This window comes from Mycobacterium sherrisii, from assembly GCF_002102355.1.
In the GTDB taxonomy this organism is placed as follows: domain Bacteria; phylum Actinomycetota; class Actinomycetes; order Mycobacteriales; family Mycobacteriaceae; genus Mycobacterium; species Mycobacterium sherrisii.
The window spans coordinates 34,226-50,339 of record NZ_LQPT01000038.1 but is presented as its reverse complement, the minus strand read 5'-3'; the positions used below and the strand labels follow the sequence as shown (position 1 = coordinate 50,339).

Here is a 16,114-nt window from a genome sequence, read left to right as displayed (position 1 = left end):
CGCGTCTTCCTGATGCCGGTCTGCGACCCCGGCAGGACCGAGGGCGGCAGTGTCATGCAGGCCCTCCAAGAGCGACCACCAATGGCCGTCACCTCGGCCCCCGCCGAGTCCCTTCAACGAACACCCATCAGGTATCCGCAGAAAGCATGGTGCCCTAGTGACCGAGGATGCCGAGCTCGCCGCCGAACCGGACACAGCGGGCCAGACGGCGGGCGTCAGCCGCCGCCGGTTGTTGACGACGAGCGCGGCCGCCGCGGTCGCCGGGCTGGGCGTCGGCGCCGGCATCGGGGTGGGCGGTGCCGCGCTGCTGTGGTCACACCACTCGGGGCCGGGTCTGTGGCCCCGTCCCGACCGCACCGGCGCGCCGCCGGTGTTCGGCCTGCACCTGCAATTCGGCAAGAACGCCGGCACCGAGGTGGTGGTGTCGTGGCACACCACCGAAGCCGTCGGCAATCCGCGCGTCCTGCTGGGCACGCCGGACTCCGACCTCGGTCGCACCGTCGCCGCCGAGACCCGCACCTATCGAGATGCCAAGTCCAACAACGAGGTTCGTGTCCACCATGCCCGCCTGACCAACCTCACCCCGGACACCGACTACGTCTACGCGGCGGTGCACGACGGCGCCGAGCCGGAGCAGGGCGTGGTGCGGACCGCGCCGGCGGGGCGAAAACCGCTGCGCTTCACCAGCTTCGGTGACCAATCCACACCCGCGCTGGGCCTGCTACCGAACGGAAAGTACGGCACCGACAACATCGGCTCCCCCGCGGCCGCCGACATGACGCTGGCGATCGAGCGGATGGCCCCGCTGTTCAACTTGGTCAACGGAGACCTGTGCTACGCCAACCTCGCCAACGACCGCATTCGCACCTGGTCGAACTGGTTCGCCAACAACAGCCGCTCGGCGCGCTACCGGCCCTGGATGCCGGCGGCGGGCAATCACGAGAACGAGCTGGGCAACGGACCGGTGGGTTACGGCGCTTACCAAACCTACTTCGCGCTGCCCGAATCCGGGTCGAGCCCCGAACTGCGCGGCCTGTGGTATTCGTTCACCGCCGGCTCGGTGCGAGTGATCAGCCTCAACAACGACGACGTGGCCTTGCAGGACGGCGGCAACTCCTACGTGCACGGTTACTCCGGCGGTGAGCAAAAGCGCTGGCTCGCCGCCGAACTCGCGGCCGCGCGGCACGACCCCGACATCGACTGGCTGGTCGTCTGCATGCACCAGACGGCGGTCTCGACCGCCGCCGGCGCCAACGGCGCCGACCTCGGGATCCGGACGGAATGGCTACCGCTGTTCGACCAATATCGGGTCGACCTGGTGGTGTGCGGCCACGAGCATCACTACGAGCGGTCCCATCCGCTGCGCGGCACCGAGAGCAACGACACCCGAACGCCGATCCCGGTCGACACCCACGGCGACGTCATCGACACCACGCGCGGGACCGTGCACCTGGTCATCGGCGGCGGGGGCACCTCGGCGCCGACCAACGCGACGCTGTATCCCCTGCCCCGCTGCCGGGTGATCACCGGGGTCGGCGCGTTCGACCCCGCCGTCAACCGCAAACCACCCATCTACGTTCTCGAAGACGCCCCCTGGTCGGCGTTTCGCGATCGCGAACACCCTTACGGTTTCCTGGCTTTCGACGTCGACCCGGGCCGGCCCGGCGGCAACACCTCGATCCAGGCGACCTATTACACGCTGGCGGGACCGCTCGGCGCGGTCGCCGCTGGGGAGCGGTTCACCCTGACCAAGCCCCGCGGCGGCTAGCTCAGAACAACGTCGGTTGCACGGGTTGCGGCTCGACGGCGCGAGCCTGCTGGGCGAAGGTCCGCCGATCACCGGCCAATCGATACTTGGCGATCAGCGGCGCGGCCCGCGTTCGCAGCATCTCGCGATAGTCCGGTGGCAAATACGCTCCGCGCCGGTACAACTCGCGATAGCGGCCGACGAGTTCGGGATGCGAGCGCTCCAGCCACGACATGAACCAGGCACGGGTCGAGCGGCGCAGATGCAGCCCGAAAACGGTGACGCTGGTGGCACCCGCGGCGGCGATCTGACCCAGCAGCGCGTCGAGATGCTCGGCGGAATCGGTGAGGTGCGGCAGCACCGGCGCGACCATCACGTGGCAGTCCAGCCCGGCGTCGCGGATCGCGGCGATCAGGCCGAGCCGCGCCTGCGGCGTCGGGGTGCCCGGTTCGACGTCGCGGTGCAGCTGCGCGTCGCCGACCGCCAGCGACACCGCGACCGAGAGCGGAACCTGTTGCGCCGCTCCGGATATCAGCGGCAGATCGCGTCGCAGCAGGACGCCCTTGGTCAGGATCGACAACGGGGTGCCGGAACCGGCGAGCGCGCCGATGATTCCCGGCATCAGCGCGTAGCGACCCTCGGCGCGCTGATAGGGATCGGTATTGGTGCCCAGCGCAACGGTCTCGCGCCGCCACGATGCCCGGCGCAGTTCGCGGGCCAGCACTTCCGCCACGTTGGTCTTGACCACGACCTGGGTGTCAAAGTCGGTGCCGCAGTCGAAATCCAGATACTCGTGGGTGGGACGGGCGAAACAGTAGCGGCAGGCATGCGAGCAACCGCGATAGCCGTTGACGGTGTAGCGAAACGGCAGTGCGGCCGCGTCCGGGATCTTGTTCAGCGCGGATTTGCACAGCACCTCGTGGAAGGTGATGCCCTCGAACTGCGGGGCGCGCACGCTTCGGACCAGGCCGATCCTTTGCAGGCCTGGCAGCGCTCCGTCGTCGACCGGTTGTCCGCCGACCGCGACGGCCTGGTTCGCCCACCGCATCCGAATATTCGAACAATTGTTCGATGTGCTGTCAAGCGTGCCCCCTAGACTGACCCGAGACCAGAACGGGCGGAGGAACGCTTGTCGAATCCCGAGTACGAAGACGAACTGCGGTCCGAGCAGCGCTACGTGACCGAACTCTATGCGCGGCTGGACGGCGATCGGGCGCGGGCCAAGGATCGGTACCGGACGGCCATGCGCGGCGACGGCGGCAGCCTAGCCGACCGCGATGCCGAGGTGCGAGCGCTGGCCCGCGAGGTCAAGCGGCTCGACGTGGCGGATTACGGCCTGTGTTTTGGGCGGTTGGACGCGGTATCCGGCGAGCGGACCTACATCGGCCGGATCGGGTTGTTCGACGCCGACGACGAGTACCGGCCGCTGCTGCTGGACTGGCGGACGCCGGCCGCACGCGCCTTCTACGTCGCCACCGCCGCCAGTCCGGAGGGCATGCGCCGGCGCCGCCAATTCCACACCCGCGAGCGGCGCATCGTCGAGTTCACCGACGAGTTCTTCGGCCGGCCGGGCGAGGTGCCGCGGGGCGGCTCGGAGGACTGGGCGCTGCTCGCGGCGGTCAACGCGCCGCGCGGCGAAGGCATGCGCGACATCGTGGCCACGATTCAGGCCGAGCAGGACGAGATCATCCGCCTCGATCATCCGGGTGTGCTGGTGATCGAGGGCGGGCCCGGGACCGGCAAGACGGTGGTGGCTTTGCACCGCGTCGCTTATCTGCTCTACACGCAGCGCGAACGCATCGAACGCCACGGCGTGTTGGTGGTGGGGCCCAATTCGGCGTTTCTGCGCCACGTCGACCGCGTGCTGCCGTCACTCGGCGAGTCCAGTGTGGTGTTCATGACGCCGGGCGATCTGGTGCCCGGGCTGCACATCACCGCCGAGGACACCCCGGAGTGCGCGGCGTTCAAGGGCTCGCTGAAGATCCTCGACGTGCTGGCCGCGGCGATCGCCGATCGGCAGCGAGTCCCGGTGCGGCCGTTGGAGATCGAGCTGGCCGACGTTACGGTGCGCATCGACGCCGAGATCGCCGGCTGGGCGCGGGAAGAGGCGCGCGGCAGCGGACAGCCGCACAACCAGGCCCGGGCCGTGTTCACCGACATCCTCACCTTTGCGCTGACCGAGCGCGCGATCGCGCGGATCGGGCGCGGCTGGCTGACCCGCGACGACCGCACGGCGTGGGAGCAGCTGCGATCGGATCTGCTCGCCGAGCTGGCGGACAACGAGCAGTTCGCCGCCGCGTTGGACCGGTTGTGGCCGATCCTGACGCCGCAGGAGTTGCTGACGTCGCTGTACCTGTCCCCCGAGCGGCTGCAGGCCGTGGGCGCGCCGCAGACGTTACTGCGCGTTGCCGGCGATCCGTGGACGGTGTCCGACGTGCCGCTGCTCGACGAGCTGGTGGATCTGTTGGGTTACGACAAGACGGCCGCCGAGTCGGCCGAGGCCAGCGCCGAGCGGGAACGCAACTATGAGGCCGAGTACGCCGCCGGGGTGTTGGATTTGATGGTCGCCCGCGAGGATCTGATGGACGACGAGGACCATCTGATCGCCCGCGACGTGATCCATGCCGAGGCGCTGGCCGACCGGTTCGTCGAGCGCGACACACGTGAACTCGCCGATCGCGCTGCCGCCGACCGGGATTGGACGTACCGGCACATCGTCGTCGACGAGGCTCAGGAGCTGTCCGAAATGGACTGGCGAGTGCTGATGCGCCGCTGCCCGGGCCGCTCGTTCACGGTGGTCGGCGACCTGGCCCAACGCCGCTCGGCGGCGGGTGCGACCTCCTGGGGCGCCATACTGGCGCCGTACGTGGCCGATCGCTGGGAGTACCGGGCCCTGACGGTCAACTACCGGACCCCGGAGGAGATCATGACCGTCGCCGCCGCGCTGCTCGAGGAGTTCGCACCCGGGGTCCGTCCGCCGGAGTCGGTGCGGTCCTGCGGTGTGCGGCCGTGGGCCCGGAAGGTGACCGACGACGAATTGGCCGGTGCGATCGAGGAATTCGTGCGCGACGAGGCGGACCGCGAAGGCACCAGTGTGGTGATCGGCCCGGCGAGCGTGCCGGGCACGGTGCTGGCGTCGGAGACCAAGGGGCTCGAATTCGACGCGGTACTGGTGGTCGACCCGCAGCGGATTCTCGCCGAGGGGCCACGCGGTGCTGCCGAGCTCTATGTCGCGCTCACCCGTGCCACCCAGCGCCTCGGTGTCCTGCATCGAGATCCGTTGCCGCTGGCGCTGTCCGGCCTGGGTGAGTTCGAGGCGCCCGACTAGGCCGGGACTCTCAAAATGGCGGCGGTTCTTCGTCGGTGATCGAGGGCGCCGGGCCGACGTAGCTCGACGCGCGCAGTTCCCGTTGCGCCGTGCGCGCGTCGCGATTGCGTCGGCGTTCGGTGGCGATGCGCGCGGCGCGGTCTTGGGCGCGGGTGCGCGTGCGTCGCGGCATCATCGCGGTCCGGCTACCGCAGTAGTCGCGCGGCGGCTCGACCTCGGGGGCCGGCATACCGCCCGTAGCCCGGCACAGACTCGGAAACAGCAACGCGCTGCCCGGCGTGGTGACGTGGGTCCGTCCCGCGGGCGAGGTCAGGATCAGGGTGCCGTCTGGCAATTGCTGCTCCCGCCACCCCCAGAACGTCTTGACGAGGTGATGAGTTCGGCAGTAGCACTTGAGGTTTGACGCGTGCGTCGGCCCGCCTTCGGCGTATGGGATCGTATGGTCGATATCGCACTCGATCGCCGGCCGATCGCAGCCGGGCCAGCGGCAGGTCAAGTCCCGGCAGCGCACAAAGTCCTGCAGCGCGGTGGACGGGACGTAGCCCGGTTCGGGTGCGGCGTCGGCCGGATGGACGAGCGGCACCAACTTGGCCGATTTGGCCAGTTCCGCAACGACTTCGGGGGTGATGAGGCCGTCGGCACCCAGCTGCGACGCGGACACCGAGCCGGTGCCGTCGAGGGTGGCCTGCTCGGCGATCACATGAATGACTACCGGCGAGGCGGGGCGACGCTCGCCGGCCGCACAGTCCGGCCGCTCGCATCGGCAGGCCAACCGGTCGGCCGCAGCTGCCAGTGCCCCCAGCGCGTCCGCACGGCGCTCCTCGAGGCCGCGAGGGTCGTGCTCGCACACCGTGTTGGCCAACGCATTCAACCGCTTTTCCAGAGCTCGCGCATCGGGGGTCAACACCGAGCCGTGAATCTCGGAGATGCCGTCACCGATGTCGCCGATCCATATTTCCCGGCCGGTCTGGCGTTCCTTGCGGCGCCGCACGGCGTCCCCGTCGGCTCGCACGACGACCTTGTCGACCTGAGCGGCGAGGCGGCCATGGGTCATCGACGGCCACCGCGGCACGTTCACCGCCAGCTCGGCATCGACGCGGGCCAGCAGGTCGTCATCGGTCAGCAAATCGGTGCGATAGACGATGGTTTGAAACATTCGATAGTCGATGTCGCCGGCCTTGAAAACCTCTGCGACCCTAGGCAATCGCTCCCGCATGGCGCGGGCGTAGCGAAGGCGGCTGGCCGCCAGCCCTTGACTGATCCGCAAGGCCGCCGCGACCTCGGCCGTCACGGCCTCCATGGTGTCGACCGCCCAGTCTTCGGTTTCCGAGCAACGGGCCAACCGGTAGGCGAACAAGTCCCCCATGGCAGCCAGTTGCGTTGCCGCTGCCTGGTTTTCAAGACGTGCGGACGCGCAGACCTGGTCGACCAACGCCGCGGAGGCCGGCGTGGTCGAAGGACGGCGCCGCTGGAGGGATTCGCCCAATTCATCGAACATGTGTTCGAGTTTACCACCGGCCGACGACAAAAGTTGTTTTGGAATCGCCCGCGACTGCTTGGACGTCTCGACACCGGCGAGGGCGCCGGGCCGCGGTCCCACTCTGGCCGCGCCGGGCCGCCGGGGGCGCGCCCCCGGGCCTAGAAGCGCGAAAGCACCTCGGCGACAACGGCATCGATCGGCACCGACAACTGGTCCCCGGTCGCGAGATCCTTGACGCCCACGGTGCCGGACTCGAGGTCGCGATCGCCGGCCACCAACGCCAGGCGGGCACCGGAGCGGTCGGCGGCGCGCATCGCACCCTTGAGTCCCCGGTCCCCGTAAGCCAGGTCGACCCGAACCCCGGCGGCCCGTAACTGCCCGGCCAGCACCGCCAGTCGCAGCTTGGCCTGCTCGCTCAGCGGCACCCCGAACACCTCGCAGCGTGTCGACGACCCCACGCTCTTGCCCTCGGCGCGCAACGCCAACAGGGTGCGGTCCACGCCAAGCCCGAACCCGATGCCGGACAGATCCTGGCCGCCGAGTTGACGCATCAGCCCGTCGTAGCGGCCGCCGCCCCCGATGCCCGACTGCGCCCCCAGCCCGTCATGCACGAACTCAAAGGTGGTCTTCGTGTAGTAATCGAGGCCGCGCACCATCCGCGGATTGATCACGTAGGGCACGCCGAGGGCATCCAGATGCGCCAGCACGGTGTCGAAATGCTGCTTGGCCGCATGGGAGAGATGGTCGAGCAGCACCGGCGCGTCGGCCGTCATGGCACGCACCTCGGGCCGTTTGTCGTCGAGCACCCGCAGCGGGTTGATCTCGGCGCGCCGTCGGGTCTCCTCGTCAAGGGGGACCCCAAAAAGGAACTCCTGCAACAGTTCCCGATATTGCGGGCGGCAGCTCTCGTCGCCTAGCGAGGTGATTTCCAGCCGGAACCCGGCCAGACCCAGCGACCGGAAGCCGGCGTCGGCGACGGCGATCACCTCGGCGTCCAGCGCCGGGTCGTCGACACCGATCGCCTCCACACCGACCTGCTGCAGCTGACGGTAGCGGCCGGCCTGTGGCCGCTCGTAGCGGAAAAACGGTCCGGCGTAACACAATTTCACCGGCAGCGCGCCGCGGTCCAGGCCGTGTTCGATCACCGCGCGCACCACCCCGGCCGTCCCCTCCGGCCGCAGCGTCACCGACCGGTCGCCGCGGTCGGCGAACGTGTACATCTCCTTGGACACCACGTCGGTGGACTCGCCGACGCCGCGGGCGAACAGCCCGGTGTCCTCGAAGATCGGCAACTCGATGTCGCCGTAGCCGGCCCGGCGGGCGGCGTCCAGCAGGGCGGAACGCACCGCGACGAACTGCGCGGACTCCGGCGGGAAGTAGTCCGGCACCCCCTTGGGTGCGCTGAATTCCGTCATCCGGTCAGGCCTTCGAGGAACGGGTTGAAGCGCCGCTCGGCGCCGATGGTGGTGGCGTTGCCGTGCCCGGGCAGCACCACCGTGTTGTCGTCGAGTACCAACAGCTTGTCGACGATCGAGGTCAGCAAGTCCCGGCCGCTGCCGCCGAACAGGTCGGTGCGGCCCACCGAGCGCTCGAACAGCGTGTCGCCGGTGAACACCACATCTTTATCTGCCGGGCTTGCTTGAGCAACCCGGAACACCACCGATCCGCGGGTGTGCCCGGGGGTGTGGTCGACGTTGACGCTCACGTTGCCCAGGTCGATCTTGTCACCGTCGCGGTCTAGTTCGACGACCTGCTTGGGCTCGCGGAAGAACGCGCCTGCCGCGAGCTGGGCCACCCGTGGGCCCAGGCCGTGAATCGGGTCTTTGAGCATGAAGCGGTCTTCGGGATGGATGTAGGTCGGGCAGCCGAACGTATCGGAAACCTTCTGCGCCGACCACATGTGATCGATGTGCCCGTGCGTGAGCAGCACCGCGGCCGGGGTCAGCCGGTTTTCGTCCAGGATGCGCCGCAACGGACCCATCGCACGCTGGCCCGGATCGACGATGACGGCGTCGGCTCCGGGTCGCTCGGCCAGCACATAGCAGTTGCACGCCAACATGCCGGCGGGAAATCCGGTGATCAACACGTGTCCCAGTTTCCCACGGGGCCACTTGACACAGAACGGCGCGCTCACATTAGCCTGGGCTGGCTACAGCCCCCGCTCACAACCATGGAGGCAGACCGGCCGTGCCGACCAACGAACAGCGACGTGCGAACGCCAAGCGCAAACTCGAACGGCAGCTGGAGCGCCGCGCCAAGCAAGCCCGACGCCGGCGCCTGCTGCTCATCGCCGGGGGCACGGTCGCGGTCGTCGCCGTGGCGGCCGTCGTGACGATCGCCGTGATCAACTCCAACAACCGGCACAAGACCGACTCGGCCGCCGCGACGCCGGGCAACCCCCCGCCGGCGAGCACGACGTCACCAGCGGCCCCCATCGGTCAGGTTCCGCCGGCTCCGCCGCTGCCGGCGTTCAAGCCTTCGGCCACCCTCGGCGCCAACTGCCAGTACCCCGCGACGCCGCAGGAGCCGGCCGCCAAGCCGGTCAAGCCGCCGCGCACCGGCAAGGTGCCCACCGAACCGGCTACCGTGAGCGTGAGCATGTCGAGCAGCCAGGGCAACCTGGGCCTGATGCTGGCCAACAACGAATCTCCTTGCACGGTCAACAGTTTCGCCAGCCTGGTCGGGCAGAAGTACTTCGACGACACCAAATGTCACCGGCTGACCACCTCGGAGACGTTGGGCGTCCTGCAGTGCGGAGATCCTAAGGGCGACGGCACGGGCGGTCCCGGCTACAAGTTCGACAACGAGTACCCGACCGACCAGTACCCGCCGAACGATCCCAAGGCGCAGGAACCGGTTGTGTATCCGCGCGGCACGCTGGCGATGGCCAACGCCGGCCCCGGCACCAACGGCAGCCAATTCTTCATGGTCTACAAGGATTCTCAGTTGCCGCCGCAATACACCGTCTTCGGCAAGATTCAAGACGACGGGCTGGCGGTGCTGGACAAGATCGCCAAGGCCGGTGTGGTCGGCGGCGGCGATGACGGCGCACCGGTCAGCGAAGTCACGATCAAGTCGATACGTCTGGACTAGACAACACGAGCACCGCGGATTGACGAGAACGCGGCGGCGCGGGGGCCGACACCTTAAGGTCAGGGCGTGGTGGAGGAGTCATTCGGGCAGTACCAGCTGCGTGAGGTGTTGGGCCGCGGCGGCATGGGACAGGTCTATCGCGCCTACGACACCAGCACCGACCGGATCGTCGCGCTGAAGGTGCTGCCCGCACATCTGGCCGAGGACAGCGAATTTCAGCACCGGTTCCGCCGCGAGGCACGCATCGCGGCAAGCCTGAACGACCCGCACATGGTGCCGATTCACAGCTACGGCGAGATCGACGGCCGGCTGTATGTCGACATGCGCCTGATCGAGGGCCGCGACCTGCTGCAGTACACCCGCGATCATGGCGGACGGCTGGACCCGCGGCGGGCCGTCGCGGTGATCGAACAGGTTGCGGCAGCGCTGGATACGGCCCACGAGGTCGGGCTGATCCACCGCGACATCAAGCCGTCCAACATCCTGGTGACCAACCGCGAGTTCGTCTACCTGATCGACTTCGGCCTCGCCCGCACCGCCGCCGACACCGCGCTGACCCAGAGCGGCCACACCATGGGCACGATGGCCTATATGGCCCCGGAGCGATTCCGGGGCATGACCGACCACCGCGCGGACATCTACGCGCTGGCCTGCGTGCTATACGAATGCCTGACCGGACACCTGCCGTACCCCGGCGACACCTTCGAAGAACAACTCAACGCGCATCTGAACACCCCGCCGCCGCGCGCCTCGCTGACCGCGCCCGGCGTGCCGCCGGCCCTCGACGACGTGATCGCCCGGGGCATGGCCAAGGATGTCGACTCCCGCTACCAGTCGGCGATCGCGTTCGCCGAGGCCGCCAAGGCCGCGCTCACCGAGTTGCCCACCACCGCGACGCCCGGCCTGCCGCATTTCGCGCCGCACCCGCAGGCCCCGCCGCGCTCGTCGAACCGGCGGCTGATCGTCGGCATCGTGGCCGCGTCGATCTTCACCCTCACGACGGTGACGATCTTGGTGATTGCGCTGGTGACCCACAACGACTCGGCGACCGACAACGCCGCCACCACCACCGCGCCGCATCCCCGGACGCCCAAACTGGGCCCCGCGATGGGCGGCCCGTTCGGGCCGACGACGGCCGCCACCCCGAACGGCGCGAGCGCACCACCGTTGCCGGCGTTCTCCCCGCCACCGGACCTGGGCGCCAACTGCCAATATCCGGCGGTGGCCGCCGACTCCCCGGATGCCTCCCCGAAGCCGGTCACCCCGCCGCCGCCCGGTCGGGTGTCCACCTACCCGCCCGTGGTCAGCACGACCATCTCGACCAACAGCGGCGACATCGGCCTTCAGCTGGACAACGCCAAGTCGCCCTGCACGGTGAACAGCTTCACCAGCCTGGCGCGACAACAGTTCTTCGACGACACCTCGTGCGCCCGGCTGACCAAGACGGCCGACGTCGCGGCGCTACTGTGCGGTGGCCCCGACAAGGACGGCGGCGGCGGCCCGGGCTACGAATTCGCCGACGAATACCCCACCAATCAGTACCCGCCGGGCGATCCCGCGCTGCGCGCGACCGTCGTCTACCCGCGCGGCACTGTGGCGATGGCGACGTCGGACCCCAACACCAACGGCAGCCAGTTCGTGCTGTTCTTCCAGGACACCGAGACCCAACCGGTCAACACGGTGCTCGGGACCATCGACGAGGCGGGCCTGGCGGTCCTCGACAAGATCGGCACGGCCGGTGTGGCCGGCAACCGCGAGAGCGGCCTACCGGCCTCGCCGGTGACGATCAACTCGATACGGCTGGACTGATCAGGCGGCCGACGTCACCCGGTAGACGTCGTACACGCCTTCCACATTGCGCACGACGTTGAGCAGGTGCCCGAGGTGCTTGGGGTCGCCCATCTCAAAGGTGAAGCGGCTGATGGCAACTCGGTCCCCCGAGGTGGTAACCGACGCGGACAGGATGTTCACCTTCTCGTCGGCCAGTACCCGGGTGACGTCCGAGAGCAGCCGGTGCCGGTCGAGCGCCTCGACCTGAATGGCGACCAGGAACACCGACGACGGCGACGGCGCCCAGAGCACCTCGATGATCCGCTCGGCCTGCTGCTGCAGCGAGGCGGCGTTGGTGCAGTCGGTGCGGTGCACGCTGACCCCGCCACCGCGCGTGACGAAACCCATGATCGCGTCGCCGGGCACCGGCGTGCAGCACTTGGCCAACTTGGTCAGCACGCCGGGCGCACCGGGGACGGAGACGCCGACGTCGTCGGTGCTGCGCGGGCGGCGCAGCATGGTCGTCGGCGTGGACCGTTCGGCCAGATCCTCCTCGGCCTGGTCGATCCCGCCGAGTTCGGCCAGCAGCCGCTGCACGACGTGGCGGGCCGACACGTGCCCCTCGCCGATCGCGGTGTACATGGTGGACACGTCGGTGTAGTGCAGCTCGCGCGCCACCGCCGCCATCGACTCACCATTGACCAAGCGCTGCAAGGGAAGTCCGCCGCGACGCACCTCGCGGGCCATCGCCTCTTTGCCCGCCTCCAACGCCTCTTCGCGACGCTCCTTGGCGAACCACTGCCGGATCTTCGCCTTGGCCCGCGGCGACACCACAAATTGCTGCCAGTCCCGCGACGGCCCGGCGTTGGGCGCCTTGGAGGTGAAAACCTCGACCACTTCCCCGTTTTCGAGCTTGCGCTCCAGCGCGACCAGCCGCCCGTTGACCCGGGCGCCGATGCAGCGGTGGCCCACCTCGGTGTGCACCGCGTAGGCGAAGTCCACCGGTGTCGATCCGTTCGGCAGGGTGATCACGTCGCCCTTGGGGGTGAACACGAAAATCTCTTGCACCGCAAGGTCGTAACGCAGCGACTCCAGGAACTCCCCCGGGTCGGCGGCCTCCCGCTGCCAGTCGAGCAGCTGACGCATCCAGGCCATGTCGTCGATCTCGGCGGCCGCGTGCGGGTGCGGAACACCGTTGCGGCCCTTGGCTTCCTTGTAGCGCCAGTGCGCGGCGATGCCGTATTCCGCGGTGCGGTGCATGTCGCGGGTGCGGATCTGCACCTCCAGCGGCTTGCCCTCCGGGCCCACGACGGTGGTGTGCAGCGATTGGTACACACCGTATCTGGGTTGGGCGATGTAGTCCTTGAATCGGCCCGCCATCGGCTGCCACAGCGAGTGCACCACGCCGACCGCGGCGTAGCAGTCCCGGATCTCGTCGCACAGGATGCGGATGCCGACCAGGTCGTGGATGTCGTCGAAGTCGCGGCCCTTGACGATCATCTTCTGGTAGATGGACCAGTAGTGCTTGGGCCGGCCCTCGACCGTCGCCTTGATTTTCGACGCGCCCAGCGTGGCGACGATCTCGGCGCGGACCTTGGCCAGATAGGTGTCCCGGGACGGAGCGCGCCCGGCGACCAGGCGGACGATCTCCTCGTACTTCTTCGGGTGCAGGATCGCGAACGACAGATCTTCCAGCTCCCATTTGACGCTGGCCATCCCCAGCCGATGCGCAAGGGGCGCAATGACTTCCAGCGTCTCGCGGGCCTTGCGGGCCTGCTTCTCCGGCGGCAGGAAGCGCATGGTGCGCATGTTGTGCAGCCGGTCGGCCACCTTGATCACCAACACCCGGGGGTCGCGGGCCATCGCGGTGATCATCTTGCGGATGGTCTCGCCCTCGGCCGCGTTGCCCAGCTCGACGCGATCCAGTTTGGTGACGCCGTCGACGAGGTGGCCGACCTCCTCGCCGAACTCCTCGCTCAGCGCGGCCAGCGTGTAGCCGGTGTCCTCGACGGTGTCGTGCAGCAGCGCAGCCACCAAAGTGGTGGTGTCCATGCCCAATTCGGCGAGAATGTTGGCCACGGCCAGCGGATGGGTGATGTACGGATCGCCGGAATGCCGCCGTTGGCTGGCGTGCCGCTGGTCGGCGACCTCGAACGCGCGCTGCAGCAGCGACACGTTGGCCTTGGGATAGACCTCCCGGTGCACCGCCACCAGCGGTTCGAGCACCGGGTTGAGCGTGCTGCGCTGGGCCGTCATCCGACGCGCCAGCCGGGCCCGCACCCGCCGGGACGCGCTGCTGGACGTCTTCAGCGTTTCGGTGGGGGGCTCCGGCGGGTCCGCGGGCCGAGGCGGCGCCGGCGACTCGACGGGCGGCGCAACAGCTTGCGCCGTACCTTGCTCATCCGCCACGTTGGTCACCTCCGAATCCGAGGATATCCCCTACATCCGGCACAAGCTGTGGACTTGCAGCGGCGCGACCGTCTCGCGGCCGCCCAGCCCGGTGAGCTCCAGCACCACCGCGGCGACCGTCACCCGGGCGCCGACCTGCGTCAGCAGCCCGGCCGCGGCGGCCAGCGTCCCGCCGGTGGCCAGCACGTCGTCGATGATCACCACCCGGCGATCGCGGAAGTCGATGCCGTCGGCCGGGATCTCCAACACGGCGTTGCCGTACTCCAGGTTGTACTCGACGGCGTGCACCGGCGGCGGCAGCTTGCCACCCTTGCGGATGGCGAGCACGCCGGTGCCCAGCCGGTCGGCCACCGCGGCCGCGGCCAAAAACCCGCGGGAATCGATGCCGGCCACCAGATCGACGCCGGCGGCGAAACCGGCGAGCGCGTCGGTGACCGCGGCCATGGCCGCCGCGTCGGCGAACACCGGGGTCAGATCCTTGAACTGGACGCCGGGCTGCGGGAAATCGGCCACCTCCCGGGTCAGCGACGCGATCAGGCCGGCCAGCGGCGCATCCTCTCGAACACCCGTCACTGCAGCAAGGCCCACCGATCCATGTTCCAGCCGGCGCCCCAGCGGGTCGGATTCGCGCTGACCGCGTACATCTTCTTCGACATCAGCAGGGTGCGTTGTTGCCGGTAGAGCGGCAACGTCGGCATGTCGCCCCACAGTACCGGCGCCCCCTCGGCGAGCAACCGAACGCGCTCGGCCGGGTCGGCGGAGACCGCCAGCGCGCCGATGATGCCGTCGATCTGCGGGTTCGCGTAGTCCGACAGGTTGTTGCCGTTGCCGCTGTGCAGGGCGTAGGCATCCATCGCCGACGAGCCGGTGGAGCCGCTGCCGGTGGCACCACCGGTGCTGGCCAGCAGCACGTCGATCTTGCCGTCGCGCAGCGCTTGCGGGCCGGACGTGTCCAGGGTGACGTTCGCGACGCTGACGCCGGCCGGGGCGCAGGACTTGGCGATGGTCCCGACGGTGACGGCGAGCCGGGCGTTCGGGCCCGGGTAGCCGATCCGCACGGTCAGCGGCGCACCACCGAGCGCGTCACGGGCGGCGGCGGCATCGGCCTTGGCGAACGGCGCGGCCTCGGTGGCCCCCTCGGCCAGCGCGATCGCATCCTCGGTCGCCGGCGCCAGGCGCGAGTTGGCGACCGCCACCCCGGCGTCGCGGGCGATCACGTCACGCGGCGTGCACAGCGCGACCGCGCGGCGCGCCTTGGCCTGCGCCAGCGGACCCCGCGGGGCGAAGATCAACTGCTCGATGCCCGCCGAGCCGAAGTCGGTGCGGTCGTAGTTGTCCGGGGTGGTCAGCGTCCCCGACGACCCGGCCGCGACATCGACGACGTCGACGCTGCGGTTGTTGACCCGGTCCTGGATGTCGGGTGCCTGCGGCGACACGGTGATCCGCTTGGTGATCGCCTTCGGCCCCCACCAGCGGTCGTTGGCGACGAGCACCACCGCGCCGTTGCCCAGCACAGACTCCATCTTGTACGGCCCCGACGACGGGAAGCGTTTGGCGATCTCCTCGGGTTTGAGCCCGGGCTTGATGTCCCATCCGGTGTTCCACAGCTGCGCGATCTGGGCGATCGACGCGGTGTTGTTGCTGAGCAGCGTTGCGGTCACGTCGATGTTGAGCTGATCGGCGATGACGTGCGACGGCATCATCGTGGTCGCCACGAACAGCTGCTGATAGTCGACGATGCCGCGGTCCGGGATGAACGACACCCGCGCCTTTTTCTGGCCCGGGATGCACTCGATGTTGGCGATGTCGGCGTAGCCGGCCTGGGTGGCGGCGTCGAAGCCGGCAAACCGCCCGGACTGTGCCGCCCAGGCCAGCACCAGGTCGTCGCAGGTGACCGGCTTGCCGTCGGAGTAGACCGCGTTGTCGGCGATCTGGTAGTCGAGCACCAGCGGCGAACCGCCGACCACCGAGACGCTGCCGAAGTCGTGGTCGGCGACGACCTGACCGTCGGGCCCGTGATACCCGAACCCGGTCAGCGTGCGGGCGAACGCCTGCGCGCCGGCCGACGCCGCACCGCTGGTCGTATTGACGTTGTAGCTGGTCAGCGGGCCGTCGACGACGTAGGCGATCTGCGCGGCAGCGCTGCCCGAGCAGCCGGTCAGCATGGCGGCCGCGGCGAGCGGGGCGAGTACGGCGAGGGTCGCCGCACGGGGGCGGCCGACCAGCAACCGGCGCCCGGCCCGCCGGCTAGCGGCGCCCCCAGTCCGCGGACACCAGGAGCCCATCT

At 69.3% G+C, this 16,114-nt stretch carries 11 protein-coding genes; 4 read left to right on the top strand and 7 right to left on the bottom strand.

The genetic code is table 11. The features are described from left to right. Window positions 1–157: 157 nt before the first annotated feature. On the top strand, window positions 158–1,768 hold the full coding sequence (locus AWC25_RS07005) for a purple acid phosphatase family protein (RefSeq protein WP_085166541.1): 1,611 nt from the start codon (window positions 158–160) through the stop codon (window positions 1,766–1,768). A 1-nt stretch (window position 1,769) separates the two neighbouring features. Here AWC25_RS07005 and AWC25_RS07000 read toward each other — a convergent pair whose 3' ends face one another. Then, window positions 1,770–2,795, bottom strand: a complete 1,026-nt coding sequence (locus tag AWC25_RS07000) for an Rv2578c family radical SAM protein (RefSeq protein ID WP_069402278.1) — start codon at window positions 2,793–2,795, stop codon at window positions 1,770–1,772. Between the two features lie 81 nt (window positions 2,796–2,876). On the opposite strand from AWC25_RS07000, the gene helR reads away from it, so the two are divergent. Continuing rightward, entirely contained in the window at window positions 2,877–5,075 is a 2,199-nt protein-coding gene (gene helR / locus AWC25_RS06995; protein ID WP_211281025.1) for an RNA polymerase recycling motor ATPase HelR, read from the top strand. Between the two features lie 10 nt (window positions 5,076–5,085). On the opposite strand, the gene AWC25_RS06990 is transcribed toward helR, so the two are convergent. The 3 genes from AWC25_RS06990 to AWC25_RS06980 all read right to left on the bottom strand — a co-directional run bounded on the left by AWC25_RS06990 (window position 5,086) and on the right by AWC25_RS06980 (window position 8,641). Next, on the bottom strand, window positions 5,086–6,573 hold the full coding sequence (locus AWC25_RS06990) for an HNH endonuclease signature motif containing protein (RefSeq protein ID WP_069402277.1): 1,488 nt from the start codon (window positions 6,571–6,573) through the stop codon (window positions 5,086–5,088). 140 nt (window positions 6,574–6,713) lie between these two features. Beyond that, complete coding sequence (gene hisS / locus AWC25_RS06985; protein WP_069402276.1) at window positions 6,714–7,970, bottom strand: histidine--tRNA ligase; 1,257 nt, start codon at window positions 7,968–7,970, stop codon at window positions 6,714–6,716. Further along, window positions 7,967–8,641 carry an MBL fold metallo-hydrolase gene (locus AWC25_RS06980; protein ID WP_069402275.1) on the bottom strand — a complete coding sequence of 225 codons (675 nt, stop codon included), beginning with the start codon at window positions 8,639–8,641 and terminating at the stop codon, window positions 7,967–7,969. Before AWC25_RS06980 ends, hisS begins: the two co-directional genes overlap by 4 nt. A 101-nt stretch (window positions 8,642–8,742) precedes the next feature. Between AWC25_RS06980 and AWC25_RS06975 the strand changes: the two genes are divergently transcribed. Further along, on the top strand, window positions 8,743–9,648 hold the full coding sequence (locus AWC25_RS06975) for a peptidylprolyl isomerase (RefSeq protein ID WP_069402274.1): 906 nt from the start codon (window positions 8,743–8,745) through the stop codon (window positions 9,646–9,648). A gap of 66 nt (window positions 9,649–9,714) precedes the next feature. Continuing rightward, window positions 9,715–11,457 carry a protein kinase domain-containing protein gene (locus tag AWC25_RS06970; protein WP_085166540.1) on the top strand — a complete coding sequence of 581 codons (1,743 nt, stop codon included), beginning with the start codon at window positions 9,715–9,717 and terminating at the stop codon, window positions 11,455–11,457. On the opposite strand, the gene AWC25_RS06965 is transcribed toward AWC25_RS06970, so the two are convergent. Genes AWC25_RS06965 through AWC25_RS06955 form a run of 3 tightly spaced genes read right to left on the bottom strand, consistent with a single transcriptional unit; the run spans window position 11,458 to window position 16,112 of the window. After that, window positions 11,458–13,827 (bottom strand): RelA/SpoT family protein, encoded by a 2,370-nt coding sequence (locus AWC25_RS06965; RefSeq protein ID WP_069402281.1) that lies wholly within the window; start codon window positions 13,825–13,827, stop codon window positions 11,458–11,460. A gap of 30 nt (window positions 13,828–13,857) precedes the next feature. Beyond that, window positions 13,858–14,415: an adenine phosphoribosyltransferase gene (locus tag AWC25_RS06960; RefSeq protein WP_372513414.1), complete on the bottom strand. Its 558-nt coding sequence runs from the start codon at window positions 14,413–14,415 to the stop codon at window positions 13,858–13,860. Continuing rightward, window positions 14,397–16,112, bottom strand: a complete 1,716-nt coding sequence (locus AWC25_RS06955; RefSeq protein ID WP_069402272.1) for an ABC transporter substrate-binding protein — start codon at window positions 16,110–16,112, stop codon at window positions 14,397–14,399. The genes AWC25_RS06960 and AWC25_RS06955 overlap by 19 nt, the downstream gene beginning before the upstream one ends. Window positions 16,113–16,114 lie beyond the last annotated feature (2 nt).